The organism is Ruegeria sp. (assembly GCF_965199275.1).
In the GTDB taxonomy this organism is placed as follows: Bacteria; Pseudomonadota; Alphaproteobacteria; order Rhodobacterales; family Rhodobacteraceae; genus Ruegeria.
In genome coordinates, this window is record NZ_CBDAQX010000015.1 from 161,202 (window position 1) to 179,382 (window position 18,181).

Below are 18,181 nucleotides of genomic sequence, written 5' to 3' on the forward strand. Positions count from 1 at the left end.
GAGAGGAGGCGTTATGAACCGAGCAGAAGTGTTACAGGAAGTTCGACTGATGAAGTTTGAAGATGTGTATTCGCGGCGAAGCGCGAACAAGCTGACGCAAGAACAGGCGGCTGAGATACTGGGTGTATCCGTGCGCACCGTCAGGCGTTGGGAGGATCGATTTGAGGCGGATGGTGCAGAAGGTCTGTACGACCGTCGGCTTGGCAAACTGGCCAACAATCGTGTTGCCACGGATAAGGTCATGGAGATGCTTGAACTGTTTGATACCAAGTACTGGGATTACACGCCGAAGCATTTCCACGAGAAGCTGGTGGCCCACCATGGTTTCACACAGAGCTACAACTGGGTGCGGCTTACACTGCAGCGCCACGGCCGGGTTCAGGCAGCACCCCGACGAGGTGCCCATCGGCGCAAGCGGCCCCGCCGTCCGATGGTTGGCATGATGTTGCATCAGGACGGCTCCAGCCATGAATGGGTTCTGGGTCAGTGGTGGGATCTGATCGTCACCATGGACGATGCCACCAACCGGGTTTATTCGGCATTCTTTGTCGAGGAAGAAGGGACGATGAGCAGTTTTCAGGGGCTGACAGAGGTGATCGAGGCGCAAGGTCTGTTTTGCTCGCTCTATGCCGATCGGGGCTCTCATTACTGGCATACGCCCGAAGCGGGCGGCAAAGTGGACAAGGACAATCTGACCCAGGTCGGGCGCGCCTTGCAGCAACTCGGCATTGAGCTGATCCCGGCCTATTCACCGCAGGCCCGTGGACGGTCTGAACGCATGTTTGGCACGTTCCAGAACCGATTGCCGCAGGAACTGCGGTCCCATGGGATCACAACCATTGAAGAGGCCAATCAGTTCCTGAAAGAGGTCTATCTTCCCGAACACAATGCCCTGTTTGCAAAGGAGCCGGAGGATACGACCTCGGCCTTCGTGCCGTTTACAGGCAATGTGCGCGACACCCTGTGTGTGCAGGAAGACCGCGTCGTCGGCAACGACAATACGGTGCGCTACAAGGGCCTGGTCATGCAGATCGCGGCAGACAGGCACCGTCATCATTTCGTCAAGGCGAAGGTCAGGGTCCACGAATACCCCGATGGTCAACTGGTCATCTTCCACGGCCCGAGATGCATTGGCCGCTACCAGCCTGACGGATCACCCATCACACAGGAGGATAGCAAACACAAAGTCGCGTGACCCGCTTCGACGTGGCGCGAACGCGGTGGCCCAAATCTACGGTCGCCTACGGCTCCCTCCGAATTGGGCCACCGCGCAATCAACTGAAGCGGACAATTGGCATGTTACCTACACCGGACAATTCAGAATGTTCTCGACACAGCCCGGTGCACGACCTCGTGGTGGCCCATCGACAAGCCCACGATTTGGAGCTTGGTGGCATTCTGACCCGACCAGAACCATAGCTTGGCGTTATGGGATGCGCGGCGCCCGAGAATCGTTGCTTCGGCCAAATAGTGTTGAATTGCCAGATGCAACGCGCGGAAATGGACCGAGGTCGCCTGCGACAAGGTGCGAACCGCCGCTTCCAACAAGGTCATGGGCAGGCCCAGCTTGACCTGCACCCCTGCGGCTTGAAGCCCCAATTAGCCCCGACCGACCACCAGCGCATTGCTCCCCAACTACGCCTGGAACGCGAACGCCCCGGCATCTGCCAGATCGCGCTTGGTCAACTCGCTTTTCAGGCTCCCCGTAAGGCATCTGGCAAGCGCGGTGGGCGTGAACCAGTTGGCAGCACCAGATGATCATCGAAGACGGAGCCGTCTGTTTCGGTGCGCACCTGATTGTTGACCCGGTCTATTTCCACGACACGGCAGCCTGTACGCAGGGTGATGTCATTCTCACCGCAATACGCTTCAGACCGCAGAAGCAAACGCGCGTACGCCAACCCGCCCAGAAGAAGCACCTTGACAGCGGAGGGCGTCGATAGGGCAGCGCGTGCTCCTCTCTGACCAGTGTGATCGGCTCCTCATGCCCGCGATCGCGCAGGTCAGCACAGACCGAAAACCTGGCCTGCCTGGCGCCAATTACAACAACGTACATCATCGCCTAACGCAAACCTGCAGTGGCTTTCTGCATCGCCAGGATCAACGCGTCGCGTTTCGCTGACAGCTCGGCGGGGCTTTGCCCGCGTGCCTCGTCGCGCACGCCTTCGGTCAAGGTGCGCGAAACATCCTCATCCAGACGCACCTGTCCCAGATCATCCCACCAGCTGTTGAAAGTGTCGGTGAAATGGTCGCAAAACGCCTGAAGCCCGCCTACGCCCGCGCCCAGGTTGAAAAGCATGGTTGGCCCCATCGCGGCCCAACGCAGGCCGGGTCCTGCCCAGACTGCCTTGTCCACGTCCTCGACGCTCGCCACGCCTTCGACCACCAGTGAAATCGCCTCACGCCATATTGCGGCTTGCAGGCGGTTCGCGACGTGGCCGTTCTTTTCCTTGTTCACCCGGATGGTAACCTTTCCCACTGCTTCGTAAAACCGTTCGGCCCCGTCCACTGCCGCCGGGTCGGTCAGGTCATTGCCCAGGATTTCCACCAACGGGATCAGGTGGGGCGGATTGAACGGGTGCCCCAGCACGAAGCGAGCGGGGTCTTTCCAGCCTCCTTGCATCTGGCTCAGCATCAGGCCCGAGGCCGAACTGGCGACAATGGCCTGCGGGTCCAGAACTGGCTCGATCTCGGCAAAGGTAGCGTGTTTGATGGGCAGGCGTTCAGGCACGTTTTCTTGGACGAACGCGGCTCCGGCGACCGCCTTGACGGCACTGTCGTGAAAGCTGATCGCGTCAGGGGCGCCGTTGTCGGTCAGTCCCAGCTCGGTCAGGGTTGGCCAGGCCATCTCGACATAGTCGCGCACATGCTTTTCCACCTCCGACGCCGGATCGAACACCGCAACCGAACGTCCAGAAGCCAAGAAAAGCGCCGCCCAGCTGGCCCCGATGACACCACCACCAAGGCAGGCCGTATGTGCAAATTCCATCAGAACAATCCCGGGTTAAGGGGCGAGGCAGCAGTCATGCCGCCATCGACCGTGAAACATTCACCAGACACGTAAGCCGCCTGATCCGAGGCCAGCCAACTTACCATGTTGGCAATGTCGGCGGGTTCCCCGAACCGGCCCACCGGGTGGCGGGCCAATGCGTCGGCTATGGCTTTCTCAGGGTCTTTTGCCAGGGCAAACCCGTCCTCGGCCATCTCCGTCATGATCCAGCCCGGGCGGATCGCGTTGCAGCGTACTTTGGGCCCGTGATCAACGGCAATCGAGCGGGTCAGCCCGTGAACAAATGCCTTGGACGCATTGTAAAGCGCCATGCTTGGGTCCGCGACCATGCCGGAGATTGACCCAATATTGATGATGTTGCCGCCATGTTCGGCCATATCCAACAAGGCCAAGCGGCACATGTTGAACACGCCTTTGCAGTTCACGTTCATCACCAGATCCCAATCGTCATCATCGCTGTCGGCCACGGTTTTTTCGACCTGAACGCCGGCGTTGTTGACCAACAAGGTGACGCGACCGAATGCGTTGTTTGCGGCTTTGATCAGCATCGCCGCATCGCCGGTTTTCGACACATCCGCCATGACCCAAACTACCGCTTCCGGCATGTCCTCAGGCCGGGCACCGCGTCCGCATGTGACAACATCAAAACCGTCTGCCAACAGCCGGTCCACAATAGCCCGGCCAATCCCCCGGCTTCCGCCGGTGATAATCGCGCAATTATCCATGGGCGATCATCACATGTCTGACGGCGGTGTAGGCATCGAGTGCAAAGACGCTCATATCACAGCCTGTTCCCGAAGATTTCATCGCTGCCCAGGGCATCTCCGGGGTAGCGACGCCGTGGATATTTACCCAGGTAAATCCGTAACGCAGTTTCGCCGACATCCGCATCACCCGCCCGGTATTGTTGGTCCAAACCGACGAAGCCAGCCCGAACGGCCCGGCATTGGCAACCCGCAGCGCTTCGTCCTCGTCGCTGAACCGCGAGATCGTAACGACGGGGCCGAAGATCTCGTTGCAGAACACTTCCGCATCATAGGGCACATTCGCGAGCACTGTGGGTTCATAGAAGAAGCCTGGGCCGTCGATCATCCTACCACCGGCGACAACCTCGCAAGTATCCCGCGCGCGGTCGACAAAACCGGCCACGGTGTCGCGTTGTCCGGCCGAGATGATCGGGCCCATTTCCGTGCCCTCAGCCTTTTGCGCCCCAACCTTGATCTGCCCAATCTGATCGAGCACAGCGGCGACCACCTTGTCATAGACTGCATCCTGCACCAGCAGGCGGCAGGGTTGCGCGCAATCCTGACCGGCGTTGAAGAACGAGCCATAGCGAACGGTTTCCGCCACCGCGTCGATATCGGCGTCGTCAAAGACGATCACGGGGGCCTTGCCGCCCAGCTCCAAATGCACGTGGCGAATCTGACGAGAGGCCGCTTTCATCGCCTCGACCCCGGTCGCATTGGACCCGGTGATCGAAATCGCCTCGGTGCGCGGGTCGTTGATCATCTGGCTGCCGATCTCGCGGCCCGAACCGTGTAGAACGTTCACGACGCCTTTGGGGGCGATGTCTGCAATCAGCTCGGCGGCCTTCAATGTGGAAAGTGGCGTGAGCTGAGAGGGTTTCAGCGTCACGGGACAGCCCGCCGCCAATGGCGCAGCCAGCTTCCAGGCGGCCATCATCAAAGGGTAGTTCCATGGGGCAATCGCCGCCACCGGTCCAACCGGATCTTTGCGGATCATGCTAGTGTGACCAGCTACGTATTCGCCCGCCGTCACCCCGGTCATAGTGCGCGCGGCACCGGCGAAAAAGCGGAAGGTGTCCAGCGTCAGTGGGGTTTCATCGTTCAGCGCCGAGGGCCAGGGCTTGCCTGCGTCCAGACTTTCCAACTCGGCCAACTCCTCGATATTGGCTTGGAGGACATCGGCGATATTTGTCAGCAGTTGCGACCGTTCCGCCGGGCTGGTCTGCCCGAACGTGTCAAACGCCTCATGCGCACCGGCGGCCGCGGCGTCTGCTTGTTCCGAGGTCGCGGCATTGATGGTGCAAATCTCTTCTCCGGTTGCCGGGTTCAGGACAGGGATCGCTGCCCCGCCTCCTTCAACAAGCTCGCCATTGATCAACATCTTTGTCTGCATGTGCTCCCCTCCTTAGAATGCGACCTGATCGCCGCCTTTCAGACCCAGACGCGCGCGCGCCTCGGCGGGGGTGGCAACCTGAAGCCCCAAATTTTCGACGATTTCCCGAATTTTGCGAACCTGCTGGGCGCTGGACACAGCTTTCTCTCCGGGTCCGATGTATAGGCTGTCTTCCATACCCACCCGCACGTTCCCCCCCAGCAAAGCGCTTTGCGTGGTGAACGGCATCTGGTGGCGACCAGCGGCCAGAACCGACCATTCATAGTCATCGCCAAACAGTTTGTTGGCAATGGTGTGCATGTGCATCAGGTTGTCCAGATCGGCCCCAACCCCGCCCAAGATGCCAAATACCATCTGCACGAAAATCGGCCCCTCGATCCAACCCTGATCAATGATCCACGCCAGGTTATAAAGGTGGCCAAGGTCATAACATTCGAACTCGAAACGCGTACCGTGCCTCTGACCGAGTTCCTTGAGGCAGTATTCGATATCCGCGAAGGTGTTGCGGAAGATGAAATCGCGGGTCATGTCCAGGAATTCGGGTTCCCAATCGTGCTTCCAGTTCGAATACTTGTCTTTCATCGGGAAGATACCGAAGTTCATCGACCCGATATTCATGCTTGCCATTTCCGGGCTGGCGACCGTTGCGGCGCGCAGGCGTTCTTCGTGAGACATGCCCAACCCACCGCCCGTGGAGACATTCATGACCGCATCTGTCGCCTGCTTGATGCGCGGCAGGAATTCCATGAACAGGTCGGGGTTCGGGTCGGGCTTGCCGGTTTCCGGGTCGCGCGCATGCAGGTGGATGATCGAGGCGCCGGCCTCGGCGGCCTCGATGCTGGCGGTTGCGATCTCGCTCGGAGTGATCGGCAGGTGCTCCGACATGGTGGGGGTGTGAATGCCGCCTGTGGGGGCGCAGGTGATGATGACGGGCTTAGTCATGTGGTTGGCTCCTCGAAGGTCTTAGAGACGACGAAGAGGTGGCGTCGGTTCTCTGGCATGCCCCAGATCGGCTTTCGCCAAGCCATCTCTCCAAACGCGAACAGAGGCATCCCAGCAGCGACCTCCGGCTCTTGAGAGCGCAGCGCTTCTGACATCACAGTCTCATCTGCTGGACTTGCGCAGACAGTCCGCCGTCCAGAACCCAAAGTTGACCGCTCGCATAGCGGGCCTCGTCCGAGGCGAGCCAGTTGACAAGGTTCGCGATATCCTCGGGTGTGCCATAGGTGCGCATCGGGTGTACGTCGCGCACAGCCTGTTGCAGCTCGTCAATCGATTTGCCTCCGCCGCCGGACCCGTCGCCGGTAAAGAAACTTTGCAGCATTGGTGTGTCGATATAGCCCGGGCAGATCGCGTTTACGCGGATGCCCTCAGGGCCGTGGTCACAAGCCATGGCGCGGGTCAGCGCATGCACCGCGCCCTTGGTGGCACAATAAGCCGCAAGGCCGGGATCGGCGATGAACCCGTCGTAGCTACCAAAATTGATGATGCTGGCCGAAACGCCGGTTTTCGCCGCCGCGCGCATCAGGGGCAAGGCGTATTTCGATGTCAGGAAGGTTCCGGTGCAGTTTACAGCGAAGCTCTGGTTCCATTCCTCAAGCGTGGTGTCTTCGATGGTCTTCTCGATCTCAATCCCGGCGGCGTTCACCAGAATATCGAGCTTGCCTCCGTCAGCCTCGATCCTCGCCATCGCAGCTTTTACCGCAGCCTCGTCTGCCACGTTCATCGCAACAAAGCGGCTGCCATCATCGTCATGTTTGGTCAATGATCCTTGTGGTGTCAGATCGGCGGTATAGACAATAGCACCTTCGCGCAGAAAGCGCGCGACGATGGCCCGACCAATCCCTCCACGACCACCAGTTACGAGGGCGATTTTTCCCTGTAGTTTCATATCAGTCGTCCTTTTGTGGCGGGAACCGATAACGGCCTGCGGCTTCGGTCCAATCCATATGATTGCGCACATATTGCTGGCTGGCATCAGAGGGTGGGTTGTAGTCCCAATGCTCACCAGCATCGGCTTCCATCGCCGCATGAAGCGCGCGGCGGGATTTCTGCGTAGCGATCACATCTGTGCGCAGCTGGTCGCTGTTCCAGCGGGCTCTGACTTCGGCGGCAAAGCCTGCAGCGGCTTCGGCATAGGCTGGATCAGCAGCGACATTCACCTTCTCCAACGGGTCAACCGACAGGTCATAAAGCTGTGGTGGATCGATGTCGCAATGGATGTATTTCAGTGGCCCGCGTCGGATCATGAAGACCGGCCAGGGGGTCATTTCGGCGCAGTATTCACCGATCGCCTCGTCCACCGGGTCGGCTTCACCGCGCGCCAGTGGCATTAGTGATCGGCCGTCGACCGTTTCGCCAAACATGTCCGGGGTGCCGCCTCCGATATCAACAAAGGTGGGCAACAGATCCAGTAGCGAACAGGCATTGGGCGCGCGGCCTTTGGCCACCCCCGGCCCGGCCATGATCAAGGGCACGCGAGCCGAGTGTTCGAAGAAGTTCATCTTGTACCACAGGCCGCGCTCACCCAGCATGTCGCCGTGATCTGCAGTGACAATGACGATGGTGTTGTCCAGCTCGCCAATGTCTTTGAGAGTCTTGACGATCTTGCCTACCTGACTGTCGAAGAAGCTGACATTGGCCAGATAGGCACGGCGCGCGCGCCGGACTTCTTCGTCTGTCAGAGGTACATAGCTGGCTTCGATCCCATCCATGACACGGCGCGAGAACGGGTCTTGGTCTTCAGGTGACAACGTGAACTCGGGCACATCTATGTCATCATCGTCATAGAGATCCCACCACTCCGGCTGCGCAACATAGGGATCATGTGGGTGAATGAAACTGGCGACCATACAGAAAGGCGCTTCCGATCCGTGCGCCCGATCGCGCCCACGATCTATCAGCCAACGGCGCGCGGCAAAGCCGACCTCGTCGTCATAGTCGGTCTGGAAGGTGGCGACGGCCACGCCGCTCTCCTTGACCGTCTGCATGTTGTGGTACCACTTGTCGATGCGTTCATCATGGGCCTCCCAATCGGGCGTCCAGGCGAAATCGGACGGGTATATGTCGGTGGTCACCCGGTCCTGAAACCCGTGTTTCTGGTCGGGACCTACAAAGTGCATCTTGCCCGACAGGCAGGTGTGATAGCCCAACGTTTTCAGGTAATGCGCGAATGTTGGCACGCTGGCGCGGAATTCGGAGGCATTGTCGTAGGCGGCGATGCGGCTGATCAACTGGCCGGACATGAAGGCGAACCGGGAAGGTGCGCAAAGTGGTGAGTTGCAATAGGCCTCATCAAACCGCATCCCGCGCGCGGCCAGCGCATCGATATGCGGTGTCTTGGCGACCGGGTGGCCATAGGCCCCGCAAAATTGCGGTGCCAATTGGTCGGCCATAACGACGACGATATTTGGTATTCTTGGCATGATGCTGTTCCTCCCTGCCTGCCAATATGCGGTGACTGCGCGCGTTCAGTCACGGGCGAGGAGGAGGTTGGAACTGCATTCTTTTGGAAAACTGACTCACCTGGCGGCCCTTTTGTATGCGTCCAAAACAAGACCGTGGAAATGGTGCACCGCATGTTCCGACATGCCCGAGCCATCAGGGTCGTTCACGATGCGGCCCGCGTCGAAGGCTGGAGTGTTCATCCCTTTCTGCACGCTTTCAACGATGTTGATGTCTTCAACCTGTAGCACTTCGTCCAGATAGCGGATCGTTTCGACCTCGGCCTCGTTGGGCTCCTTGGTCTCAAGGAAGAAGTCATAGGTTTCCAGCGTCCGGTCGGGGCCTGCAGGGATGATGTTGAGGATGATCATCGACGACCGACCCGGATACCGCATGATGCAGGTGTTGGGCCATAGCCACCAAACGGCATGGGTTTTCACCGTGGCATTCGACACGTCATAAGCGCTGTTGGTCGTGTTGCCCGCGTCGGCCATGTGACTGGAATAGATGCCGTGCGTGGTCACCTTGTAGGTGTCCATATCGACAAGTTCGCAAAAATCCTTGTGGGCGGTCGGACAGTGGTAGCACTCCAGGAAATTGTCGACCACGTTCTTCCAGTTGGACTTGATGTCATAGGTCAGTCGATGAGCAAATGTCAGCTCTTCGATATCCGGCGCCCAGTGGCGGATTTCGGTTTCCAGATCGCCGGACAGCTCCGACAGGGGTGAGGCCTCTCGATCAAGGTTTACAAAAACAAACCCACAAAATTCCTCTACCTGCACCTCATCCAGACAAATCTCTTTGGGCTCGAATCCATTCAGATTCTCGGTATGCGGGGCACGCACCAGCTGTCCATCCAACTTGTAAACCCAGGCGTGATAAGGGCACATGATGCGGGTCGTATTACCTTCGCCCGACAAAAGCTGATGGGCGCGGTGTTTGCAGACATTGTAGAACGCACGCAGAACGCCTTCCCGATCACGTACCACAGCTACCGGCTGACCAGCGATCTCGATCGTGACAAAGCTGCCTGGTTTGCGCAGCTTTTCGACATGGCAGACCCATTGCCACGTCTTGGCGATGATCTCGCGCAAGTCCACAGCATGCCAGGCTGGATCCGTATAGGCCTCGGCCCGCAGCGAAAACGAACTGGATGGGTTTTCGTGATAGCCCTTGGAAATATCCGCGAATTGCTGGGACGTTGGCTGTTCAGTCATTGCGGGCGTCTCCTGTGAACAAAACCCTGCCGAGTGACTCGGTCAGAGGTATAGGATCGCGTCTCTCACACATGACCAATGTGCACAGATCGCCGTCTACTTAACTTTATTCGCCACCCGCCTATCGGTCTTGCGGTGCATGGGCCAAGCTCGAAATTCAAAAGGAACGCGGCCTTCCACCCGATCATTGCGCGGTGACAGCCCAAACCGTTCGCGGTATGCGCGGCTGAAATGAACCTGGCTGGCAAAACCCGAGGCCACCGAAACCTCAAGCAAAGACATATCTGTCTGTGTCACCAGCCCGCGTGCACGGTCCAGCCGGATGTCACGATAATACATGGTTGGAGTTTTCTTGACGTGCCGCGCGAACAGCCGATTCAACTGGCGTTGTGACAGGTTTATGGAATCACATATCTCGGGAATGCTTAGCGGTGTTTCCAGGTTCTGCTCCATCAACGCTATCGCCCGTTTGACCGCTGTGGGGGCCAGTTGACCCATCGGCTCGGCCAGTCCCGGACTTTGCATAGCGCCTTGGGGGCGCACGGTCTGGTGAAAAACGTATCGTGCTGCCGCATTGGCTAGAGCGTCGCCCTTTGTGCCCTTGATGATATGCAAGGCAAAATCCAAGGCTGCCGCGCCGCCGCAACAGGTGATGCGGGCCTTGTCGAATACGAACAACTCCTCACTGACCTCGACATTGGGATAGAGCTCTTTCATCGCGTCGATATGCTCATAGTGCACCGTGGCCCGACGCCCCTTGAGCAAACCAGCTTCGGCGAGGATGAAAGCCCCGGTGTCCAGCCCGCCCAGCGTGCTCCCTTGACCGGCCCAACGCCATAGCGACGTATGAAGCGGGGTCGAGTTGTAGGCTTCCGGCGCCCAACTAGACGAGACGATCACGAAATCCTTGCGCCCTTCCTGAACCTCGGCCAGTGCAATCGTATCAATGGTCATCCCGTTGCTTGCAGTGCAAGGACCACCGTGCAGGGATGCGATCTGCCAATGAAAACGTGCCTTGCCTTCGAGATAGTTTGCGGCGCGAAACGGGTCGATGAAACCCACTGTCGCCGCCATGTTGAAGTTTGGCGTTACAAGGACAAGAAGTGTCAGAATGTTGTTTGGTTGAGACGCCATAAGGCCATCTAGGTTAAATTGGCGTCGGGATTGGTCAATACTATCATTTTCGATCAGGACCAACATGTTTCGTCTGTTAGTCGAGGTTTAAAGAATGCCTGTTGGTCGAATTCGCATTCGGCTCAGTCGGACAAGAAGTATTTCTGCCTAGGTGCCAGCGATCTGAAAGGCCGCTTTTCTCAAATCGGCACAGGCTGGTTGGGGCTCAAAGGGTCTGTTCAGACTCAGCGCAGAGAGTAGTGAATCGATCCTTCTATCGAATTTTCACGACATCATTGTTAGTCTTTGAGCATTAACGCACCGGGCAGCGATTTTGCTAACGTTGTCATCCATCAAAATTTCGCAAACTTCGCGAAAGTACACACATGTGCGAACGACTCGGCAGACCTGAGATGACATGCTAGGTCGCCGGTTTTTCTAGCGTATGAGAGCCAAGTACAATTGATGGCCCGTGAGATTAACCACCACAATGCGAAGTGGTTCGGCACCGAATGGGATGGCAGGATGCGCTACCACAAGATCACCCCTTTTGGCCGCGATGATGACAGGTCGGAGTTCTTCAACTTTGTCGAGGCGTGGTGGTAACTCGAAGTAGATCCCCGAAGAAAGCGACAGACGAAAACAACTTTCCAATCAGGCTGCATGTAAGAGTTCATGAGAAACGATACGGCCAAAGGGATCAAAACTGGCTTTGAATGCAAAAGCCCCGCGCAATCTCCGCGCGGGGCCTTTTGATTTCTGATGTTTAGTCTAGTTCCCAGCCGAAACCGAGCCGATCGACCAGAACATCGTCTCGCCCGAGGCATCATCGACGCCGTCATTGTCGGTCATAACGAATGCCTCGGCCGAAGGCAGGATGGCCAGACCTTCGATCTTGTCCAGTACGTAGCCACCAGTCGAAGTCAGGTCGGGCAGCAAGTCACGGACCTCTTCCTTACTGACCACGGGCAGCTCACCACCCAGCGGGGCCGGGGTCATTTCAGACAGCGGGATGCGGTATATTTTCTTGGTGACTGCACGGTGGTCGTGCTGGTTGTCGCGTTCGATGACATAAACATGGTCACCGAATGCGGTGATCTCCGACAGACCTACCCAACCAGTTTCCGGGTCAGCTTTGGGATAGTGCACTGCGCCCCACTCCTTGGTTTCAAGGTTATAGGCGACAAGTTTCACGTGGTTTTTGGAGTCGTCCTTCCATTCGCGCTGAACTGCCATCCACAGGGTGTCTCCAACCTTGGTTATGCCTTCGAACCCGAAGCGTTTTTCGACGGCCATCAGTTCCGGCGGCAGGCCGATCTCACCCTTGCGGTCCTTGATCTTGCCTTCGGCCGAGACATGGTAGATCGCGTGGGGGATGACGCGGTCGGTTCGGCCTTCAGAGGCGACATAGAAGCCACCCTTGCCATCCAGCGTGATACCTTCCAGATCCAGCTTTTGCGCCGGGTTGCCGTCCTGACGGTGGATGCGGATGACGTCCACGATGCGGGCCGGGGTCTGGCTGGGGTCGATTTTGAAGATCGAAGGCTGGAAGCCGTAGAAGCTGTCATTGACCGCGTAGATCATGCCATCCTCATCTGCGACCAGACCGGACAGGGCACCCCATCCGATCAGCTCATCCGCGCCTTCCGAGGTCAGATGCGGATAAGTGGCGGGGGCATCCTGATACTCAAAGATCGACACATGGGCACGCGGGCCGCCATCTTCGATCAGGTCTTTTTCATTGGCCGCGATCAGCAGGTTCCGCTCGGGGATCGCCACATAACCTTCCGGCCCGACGCCCGAGGGCAGCAGCTGTTTCAGAACCGGGTTGGCCGGATCGGTGGCGTCGTAAACACCCACAACCGAGGCGCGTTCGGCGCCCACAAAGATCATCGGCGTACCACCAAAGGTCGCTGCAGTTACGCTTTCTGGTTCTACACCTTTTGCGTCTGAGCGTTTGTCGGGATAGTGCCCGATCTGGATGATGGCTTTCTCGAAATCGGTGCCGTTCTCGTAAACAACGGTGCCGTCCTTGTGGAAGATCGTCCAGCCGCGCGAGCCGCCTTTGTAATCACCTTCGTTGGCGGTGGCGAAATGGTTGTCGTCGATCCACTTCACCGCATCAGGCTCGCGCAGGCGACCCTCTTGGCTTTCGGTGAAGATCAGCGCGCCGCGCTCATCCGTGGCGTCAATGCCTTCCAGATCAACCGCGCCAGCCGAGAAATGGCTGACTACGTTCCCGTCCTTGTCAACAACCGCGATGTGGTTGTTTTCCTGCAGGGTGATGACGGTTTCGCCCAGACCATTGATGTCAACGAATTCCGGCTCGGGATCAGTTGGGGCAACTTCGGCCAGACCAATCAGCGAGGCCATCTTCATGCCAGAGCAATCCAGCGCGCCATCTTTCAGCGGCACCAGTGCCAGCGATCCGGCAGGGAGTTGCGGGATGATGCCGTCGTTCAGGTCTTCGTCGCGTTCGTTTTCGATCGCCACGGCGACAAAGCTGCCATCTGGGGCAATCGCAACGCTGTCGGGTTGACCGCCCAAATCACAGGCGCCGGTTTCCGCCTTGCCTTCGATGTCGACCGAGATCAGTTTGCCCGACGGGGCGGTGTAGCTTTCCGAAGTGTTCACGCCCACAAAAGCCTTTGCACCAACGATCCCAACTGACGTCGGCTCGCCGCCTATTTCCATCGCGCCCAGAGGTGCCGGGTTCGCTGGTTCGGTGATGTCGACCATGCCGACTACACCCAACGGGCTGTCTGTATAGACCAACGTCATCCCGTCTGCAGTCGCAGCGATGATCTCGGGTGAGGTCTCACGTTCGGCATCAGTTCCCTCGGCCATATTCTTAACGACGGGAAAAGAAGCAATTCGGTTGAAATTCATTTCTGCCGAAGCCTGGCCGGCGGTCAGGCCAAGGGCAGATGTCAGGCAGACAAAGCGCAACGACATCAGGTGGTATCCTCTCTCACTTGGATGAGAAGGGGATGAACCCGGGTCATTGCGGTTTTGTGACGGTTTGGATTCAGTTTGGTGACAAACGCAAAAAAGTGAAGTTCGCATTGTATTCAGTGACCAATTCGAACACCGTCAGATCAAAGGTTCTGTCGCAAGTATTCAGCGTTTTTAACCGAGGCGAGACACGTGTGTTGGTCACGTCCCGTGCTTCGACACGAGCCAACCGTGGGAAACTCGTTCAGGCGCGAACCTCCTGTCGCTTGTCCTTGTTTCCAATACGGATTGTCCCATGGGTCGGTCGCGTGGGGATGATCTGGTTTATCAAATTAGACAAAGCCTCACTGCGGACTTTTGAAAGTCGACGGCCCGCTGGTGAGACGGCATCGCACTTTCAGCGAATGATTGGCAGGAAGGGCCGCGGTCGTGGGAAACAATGCATTTAGGCAAGGTCGGCCTTGTACCGCAATTTGCCAATAATGCTTCGTTCGCAGTTCAGCAATACTGTGCCCATGGCGGCCCCGGCCTATCCTGTTTGAAGAGATATTTGAGCCTGTACCCGCACCCTAGTAGCTGCAGGGCCTTTGGCCGGTTATGGGCGTAATACCCAAACCCCAGTTGCCAGCAAATTGGAACATCCGCAAAAATTATTGTTGAAGAGAAAATAGCGAAGAGGCCGCGCATCTCGGCGGCTGCTCTAATTCTACTACCGATTACGTATCATCACAGTAAGATTCAAAGAAAGGGCTGTGAACACAAACTCATGATATTCGGTCAACATTTGCACCTCCGTTGCTCGGAGGCATAAACCCTGCGTATTTTGTAAATGGCGTAAACTCACAGTTGCGTCATGCGGTTCTTCAGCCCCCGACAACGCTTTTGCCTAGGCGACCCTTTTTCATTCTGGCGTTTCAATAGATATACCGTTGATCGCTACTTTAATTTTCAAGGGCTTCAGTTTTCAGGCAGGGTAGATTTTTGTTTTGGGCGAAACTTCCGACACCGTAACTCACGCAAGTAAAGATGGCTCCTGCCTGACCGAATTCCTCTATAAAATGTGACCCGAAAACCAAGTTTGCAAAAAACTTGTGAATCCAATTTAGGAGAGACGGCAGCCTTATTGTCCGCATTTTAGACCAATGGCAGCTTTGGGCTGACTGGGGTCCTTTGGAGTAAAAAATTCGGACGGCTGCAAACTCCGCGTTGCCAACCTCTGAAGGTGACGCGATTTTGCGCTTGCTGTGTATGGCTGGTTCGACGGGCCGCATAGCAGCATCCCTGCGTATTGTCGGATGTCCGCTTTGAGCCGAGGATGTATCTTGAAAAACAGGGTACGCACCGAACCCATTGGTATCCTGCTCACGGTATCTTGTATATTTGAAAAGCGGACGGACCATCGAATTCAGATCATCGCCTGCGGTAGAACAAATGGCATCCCGCCCCAAGGTATTGTGCTGATCGGTAAGCCGATACCGTAAACCTGCTGCATCATCTCATTGTTGAGAACGTCGCACACTGTACCTGACGACCAGACCTTCCCTTCGCTCAGAATGTATACACTGTCGGCGAACAAAGCTGTCAGGTGTCAATCGGCATTGAATAATGACCCCCCATCGGCGTCCAAATTTGACCCCCCTTGGAGCTAAGAGGGGCGTTGAGGGGGTCGTGTTTAGGTTGATTCAGGAGGGGGTGGACAGCAGGTCAAACCGAAAAGAGAGCGTAGCTCGACTGAAGGTTTGACCTGCTGTCTGTTTTGAATTTATTCCCCGATTTCGAGGTTAGTCGCGGTGGTTAATTCGCCAGCTTTCGTTCCCGGTTTCGATGATATCGCAATGGTGTGTCAGTCGATCCAGGAGAGCAGTGGTCATTTTGGCATCTGTGAACACACTCGGCCATTCAGCAAATGCGAGGTTGGTTGTTAGCAGAATAGACGTTCGCTCGTACAGTTTGCTGATGAGATGGAAGAGTAATCGTCCACCAGACTCTGCGAACGGCAGATAACCGAGTTCGTCTATAATCACGAGGTCGACGCGGATCAGCTGCTCGCTGAGCCGCCCGGCGTTGCCTTCGCGATGTTCAGCCTCCAGCTTGTTCGCGAGATCCACAGCGCTGAAGAACCTGACCCGCCGGCGGTTATTGACCGCGTGGCCCCCGATCGCTGTTGCGAGATGCGTTTTGCCCGATCCGGTTCCACCGACCAGCACGCCATTCCTGGCCTGGTCCATAAAATCGCCGTCATGAAGATTGCGCACGACTTCCTCGTTGACGGGGCTGACCGTGAAGTCGAACTCAGGTAAGGACTTGCAGACCGGGAACTTTGCGGCACCCATCTGATACCGGATCGAGCGCGCAGTCTTTTCGGCCAGTTCGGCCGTGAGGAGTTCGGCCACGACCTGTTGGGGCCGCCAGTTGTTTTTGGCTGCGGCCTGCATCACTTCGTCAAAGCAGTTGACGATGCCTGGCAACTTCAGTTGACGGGCAAGTTCGAGAATTTCCTTACGCAGTTGCATGGGAGCCTCCAAGCCTGTCATAGCGAGCGCAATCCGCGATCGGTGCCATTTTCAGCTGCAGGTGGGCAGGCGGCTCAATCGCCTTTGGCGGCGGGGGATTGGTGCGCCGAGAGACAATGTTCAGGATCGCATCGGCCTTGCGCAGGCCAGATTTTAGAGCTTCTTCGCAGGCAGCCTCGACCACATCAATGTCGTGCTGGTAAGCAGCGAAAAGAATATCGGCAAGTTGCCGGTCTCCGTCGGATGTGCCCCGCAGATGGGTCCAGATCTGCGTCATTGCCGGTGGTAGGTCCCAGTCACGGAACGGTGCTCCATTGCGCAGAGCGCCAGGCTTGCGCTTGAGGACGGGCACATAGTGCCAAGGGTTGAAGATCGTTTTTCCTCGGCCGAAGCACCGTTCGTGCTCTCCGACAATCTCACCGTCTTGGCGCAGGACAATCCGCGTGGCGTAGACCTGCAACTGGACCTGACGTCCAACAGCTCTTGCCTCAACGCTGTATTTGTTTCTTTCGAAGTTGATCAGGCAGGTTCGGCTCACGGCGACCGTCTTTTCACGGAACCCGACGAAGGGCTTCTGCAGATGCGTCAGCAGCGGCTTTTCCTGCTGGAACTCCTCCCAGACCGTCACCTCCAGGTTTTCCGGATGCCGCAGTTCTTTTGCGCGTTTGATCGCGTCTTTTTGCAGCCGGGCATTCAATTCATCGAAGTCGGCCACCTCCAGACGCGGTGTAAAACTATAGGCGCGGCTCTCCTTGACCAGATTCTCAACCTGACCCTTCTCCCAACCGGCCGCGCGCGTACAGGCGATCGGGTTCACCAGATGATGAGAACACATCCGGGAGAATGCCTTGTTGAACTTTCTTTCCTTGCCCGACAGGATCGCATCGACGGCGGTCGTCATGTTATCGTAGATCCCGTTGATGCAGCCTCCACCAAAGAATTTGAAGGCCTCGTCGTGGGCATCAAAGACCATCTCCTGCGTCTCGCGCGGATAGGCAATGGAGAATGGCATGCGGCTATGGCAAAGTTTGAAATGGGCAACCTTCACGGTCGTGAGTGCACCGTCCATCAAAACCGTCTCCACACTCCAGTCGAACTGGTACGCCTCCCCAGGATCAAAGATCAGCGGGATGAACGCCTGCGCCTGTTGTCGGCCGTGCGCAATGCGCCAATTCTTTGTGTAGCGTCGAACACTGTCATACCCGCCGCCAAAACCATCATCGGAGAGTTCCTTCCAGATTTTGGTCATCCGCTTGCGGTGTTTCTTCGGAAGCGCCTCGTTCTCCTCAAGCGTTTCATCCAGACGCGCGCGCCAAGGCCCGAGCACCGGGTATGGCTGCGATTTGCGCTCATATTTGAACTCCGTCACTCCCGATCGGATTATCTTTCGAACCGTTGCACGGCTCAAATTGAGCGAACGGCAAATTTCCTTGATGCTCTTTTTTTCGATCAGGTGTAAGCGACGCACTTTTCTAATAGTTTCCACGCAAATCATCCCGCTTGCCTCTCCATCGACTGCTCAATGAAAAGGATGTCTACAACCATAGGGAGGGGTCAAATTTGGACGCCGATTTCCCCGCTTAGGGGGTCAAAATTGCACGCTTTTCTACACGCCTACATCCAAGGTCGAAAGGCAACGAAAGACAACCGTGAAGTACGACAAGCGTCGTTTCAAACGGTGCAAACGTATTGAATCATGTTTGGTAAGCTCCTGACTTCCGACATTTTTTCGTATAAGTCATTGATATTATTATGCCTTGGTTGCCAAAAGGCACTACACGGACTTTTTT

At 57.0% G+C, this 18,181-nt stretch carries 15 protein-coding genes; 3 read left to right on the forward strand and 12 right to left on the reverse strand.

Annotation, left to right across the window (positions count from 1 at the left end; genetic code table 11):
* The first annotated feature begins 13 nt into the window (after positions 1-13).
* Entirely contained in the window at positions 14-1,195 is a 1,182-nt protein-coding gene (locus tag ACOERD_RS12035) for an ISNCY family transposase (RefSeq protein WP_419739170.1), read from the forward strand.
* 122 nt (positions 1,196-1,317) lie between these two features.
* Here ACOERD_RS12035 and ACOERD_RS12040 read toward each other — a convergent pair whose 3' ends face one another.
* The gene (locus ACOERD_RS12040; RefSeq protein WP_419739171.1) at positions 1,318-1,554 is read right to left on the reverse strand and encodes an oxidoreductase C-terminal domain-containing protein; all 237 of its coding nucleotides are present in this window, start codon (positions 1,552-1,554) and stop codon (positions 1,318-1,320) included.
* Positions 1,555-1,754: 200 nt separating this feature from the next.
* Here ACOERD_RS12040 and ACOERD_RS12045 point away from each other — a divergent pair, with 200 nt between their 5' ends.
* Positions 1,755-1,943, forward strand: a complete 189-nt coding sequence (locus tag ACOERD_RS12045) for a hypothetical protein (RefSeq protein WP_419739172.1) — start codon at positions 1,755-1,757, stop codon at positions 1,941-1,943.
* A gap of 119 nt (positions 1,944-2,062) precedes the next feature.
* Here the strand turns inward: ACOERD_RS12045 and ACOERD_RS12050 are convergent, their stop codons facing one another.
* The 8 genes from ACOERD_RS12050 to ACOERD_RS12085 form a co-directional block, all read right to left on the reverse strand.
* Positions 2,063-2,989 (reverse strand): 3-hydroxyacyl-CoA dehydrogenase NAD-binding domain-containing protein, encoded by a 927-nt coding sequence (locus ACOERD_RS12050; protein ID WP_419739173.1) that lies wholly within the window; start codon positions 2,987-2,989, stop codon positions 2,063-2,065.
* The gene (locus ACOERD_RS12055) at positions 2,989-3,735 is read right to left on the reverse strand and encodes an SDR family NAD(P)-dependent oxidoreductase (protein WP_419739174.1); all 747 of its coding nucleotides are present in this window, start codon (positions 3,733-3,735) and stop codon (positions 2,989-2,991) included. The genes ACOERD_RS12050 and ACOERD_RS12055 overlap by 1 nt, the downstream gene beginning before the upstream one ends.
* On the reverse strand, positions 3,728-5,149 hold the full coding sequence (locus ACOERD_RS12060; RefSeq protein WP_419739175.1) for an aminobutyraldehyde dehydrogenase: 1,422 nt from the start codon (positions 5,147-5,149) through the stop codon (positions 3,728-3,730). Before ACOERD_RS12060 ends, ACOERD_RS12055 begins: the two co-directional genes overlap by 8 nt.
* A gap of 12 nt (positions 5,150-5,161) precedes the next feature.
* On the reverse strand, positions 5,162-6,091 hold the full coding sequence (locus tag ACOERD_RS12065; RefSeq protein WP_419739176.1) for a 3-keto-5-aminohexanoate cleavage protein: 930 nt from the start codon (positions 6,089-6,091) through the stop codon (positions 5,162-5,164).
* A gap of 154 nt (positions 6,092-6,245) precedes the next feature.
* Positions 6,246-7,040: an SDR family NAD(P)-dependent oxidoreductase gene (locus ACOERD_RS12070; RefSeq protein ID WP_419739177.1), complete on the reverse strand. Its 795-nt coding sequence runs from the start codon at positions 7,038-7,040 to the stop codon at positions 6,246-6,248.
* A 1-nt stretch (position 7,041) separates the two neighbouring features.
* Complete coding sequence (gene betC, locus ACOERD_RS12075) at positions 7,042-8,574, reverse strand: choline-sulfatase (RefSeq protein ID WP_419739178.1); 1,533 nt, start codon at positions 8,572-8,574, stop codon at positions 7,042-7,044.
* Positions 8,575-8,670: 96 nt separating this feature from the next.
* On the reverse strand, positions 8,671-9,810 hold the full coding sequence (locus ACOERD_RS12080) for a ring-hydroxylating oxygenase subunit alpha (protein WP_170555959.1): 1,140 nt from the start codon (positions 9,808-9,810) through the stop codon (positions 8,671-8,673).
* Positions 9,811-9,906: 96 nt separating this feature from the next.
* Positions 9,907-11,010, reverse strand: a complete 1,104-nt coding sequence (locus tag ACOERD_RS12085; protein ID WP_419739179.1) for a GlxA family transcriptional regulator — start codon at positions 11,008-11,010, stop codon at positions 9,907-9,909.
* Positions 11,011-11,388: 378 nt separating this feature from the next.
* Between ACOERD_RS12085 and ACOERD_RS12090 the strand changes: the two genes are divergently transcribed.
* Positions 11,389-11,529: a hypothetical protein gene (locus tag ACOERD_RS12090; protein WP_419739180.1), complete on the forward strand. Its 141-nt coding sequence runs from the start codon at positions 11,389-11,391 to the stop codon at positions 11,527-11,529.
* 165 nt (positions 11,530-11,694) lie between these two features.
* On the opposite strand, the gene ACOERD_RS12095 is transcribed toward ACOERD_RS12090, so the two are convergent.
* The 3 genes from ACOERD_RS12095 to istA all read right to left on the reverse strand — a co-directional run bounded on the left by ACOERD_RS12095 (position 11,695) and on the right by istA (position 17,886).
* Positions 11,695-13,878, reverse strand: a complete 2,184-nt coding sequence (locus tag ACOERD_RS12095) for an esterase-like activity of phytase family protein (RefSeq protein WP_419739181.1) — start codon at positions 13,876-13,878, stop codon at positions 11,695-11,697.
* Between the two features lie 1,781 nt (positions 13,879-15,659).
* Complete coding sequence (gene istB, locus ACOERD_RS12100; protein WP_419737606.1) at positions 15,660-16,391, reverse strand: IS21-like element helper ATPase IstB; 732 nt, start codon at positions 16,389-16,391, stop codon at positions 15,660-15,662.
* A complete protein-coding gene (gene istA / locus ACOERD_RS12105) occupies positions 16,378-17,886 on the reverse strand; it encodes an IS21 family transposase (protein WP_419737605.1) in 1,509 nt (502 codons plus the stop codon). Before istA ends, istB begins: the two co-directional genes overlap by 14 nt.
* Positions 17,887-18,181: the final 295 nt, after the last annotated feature.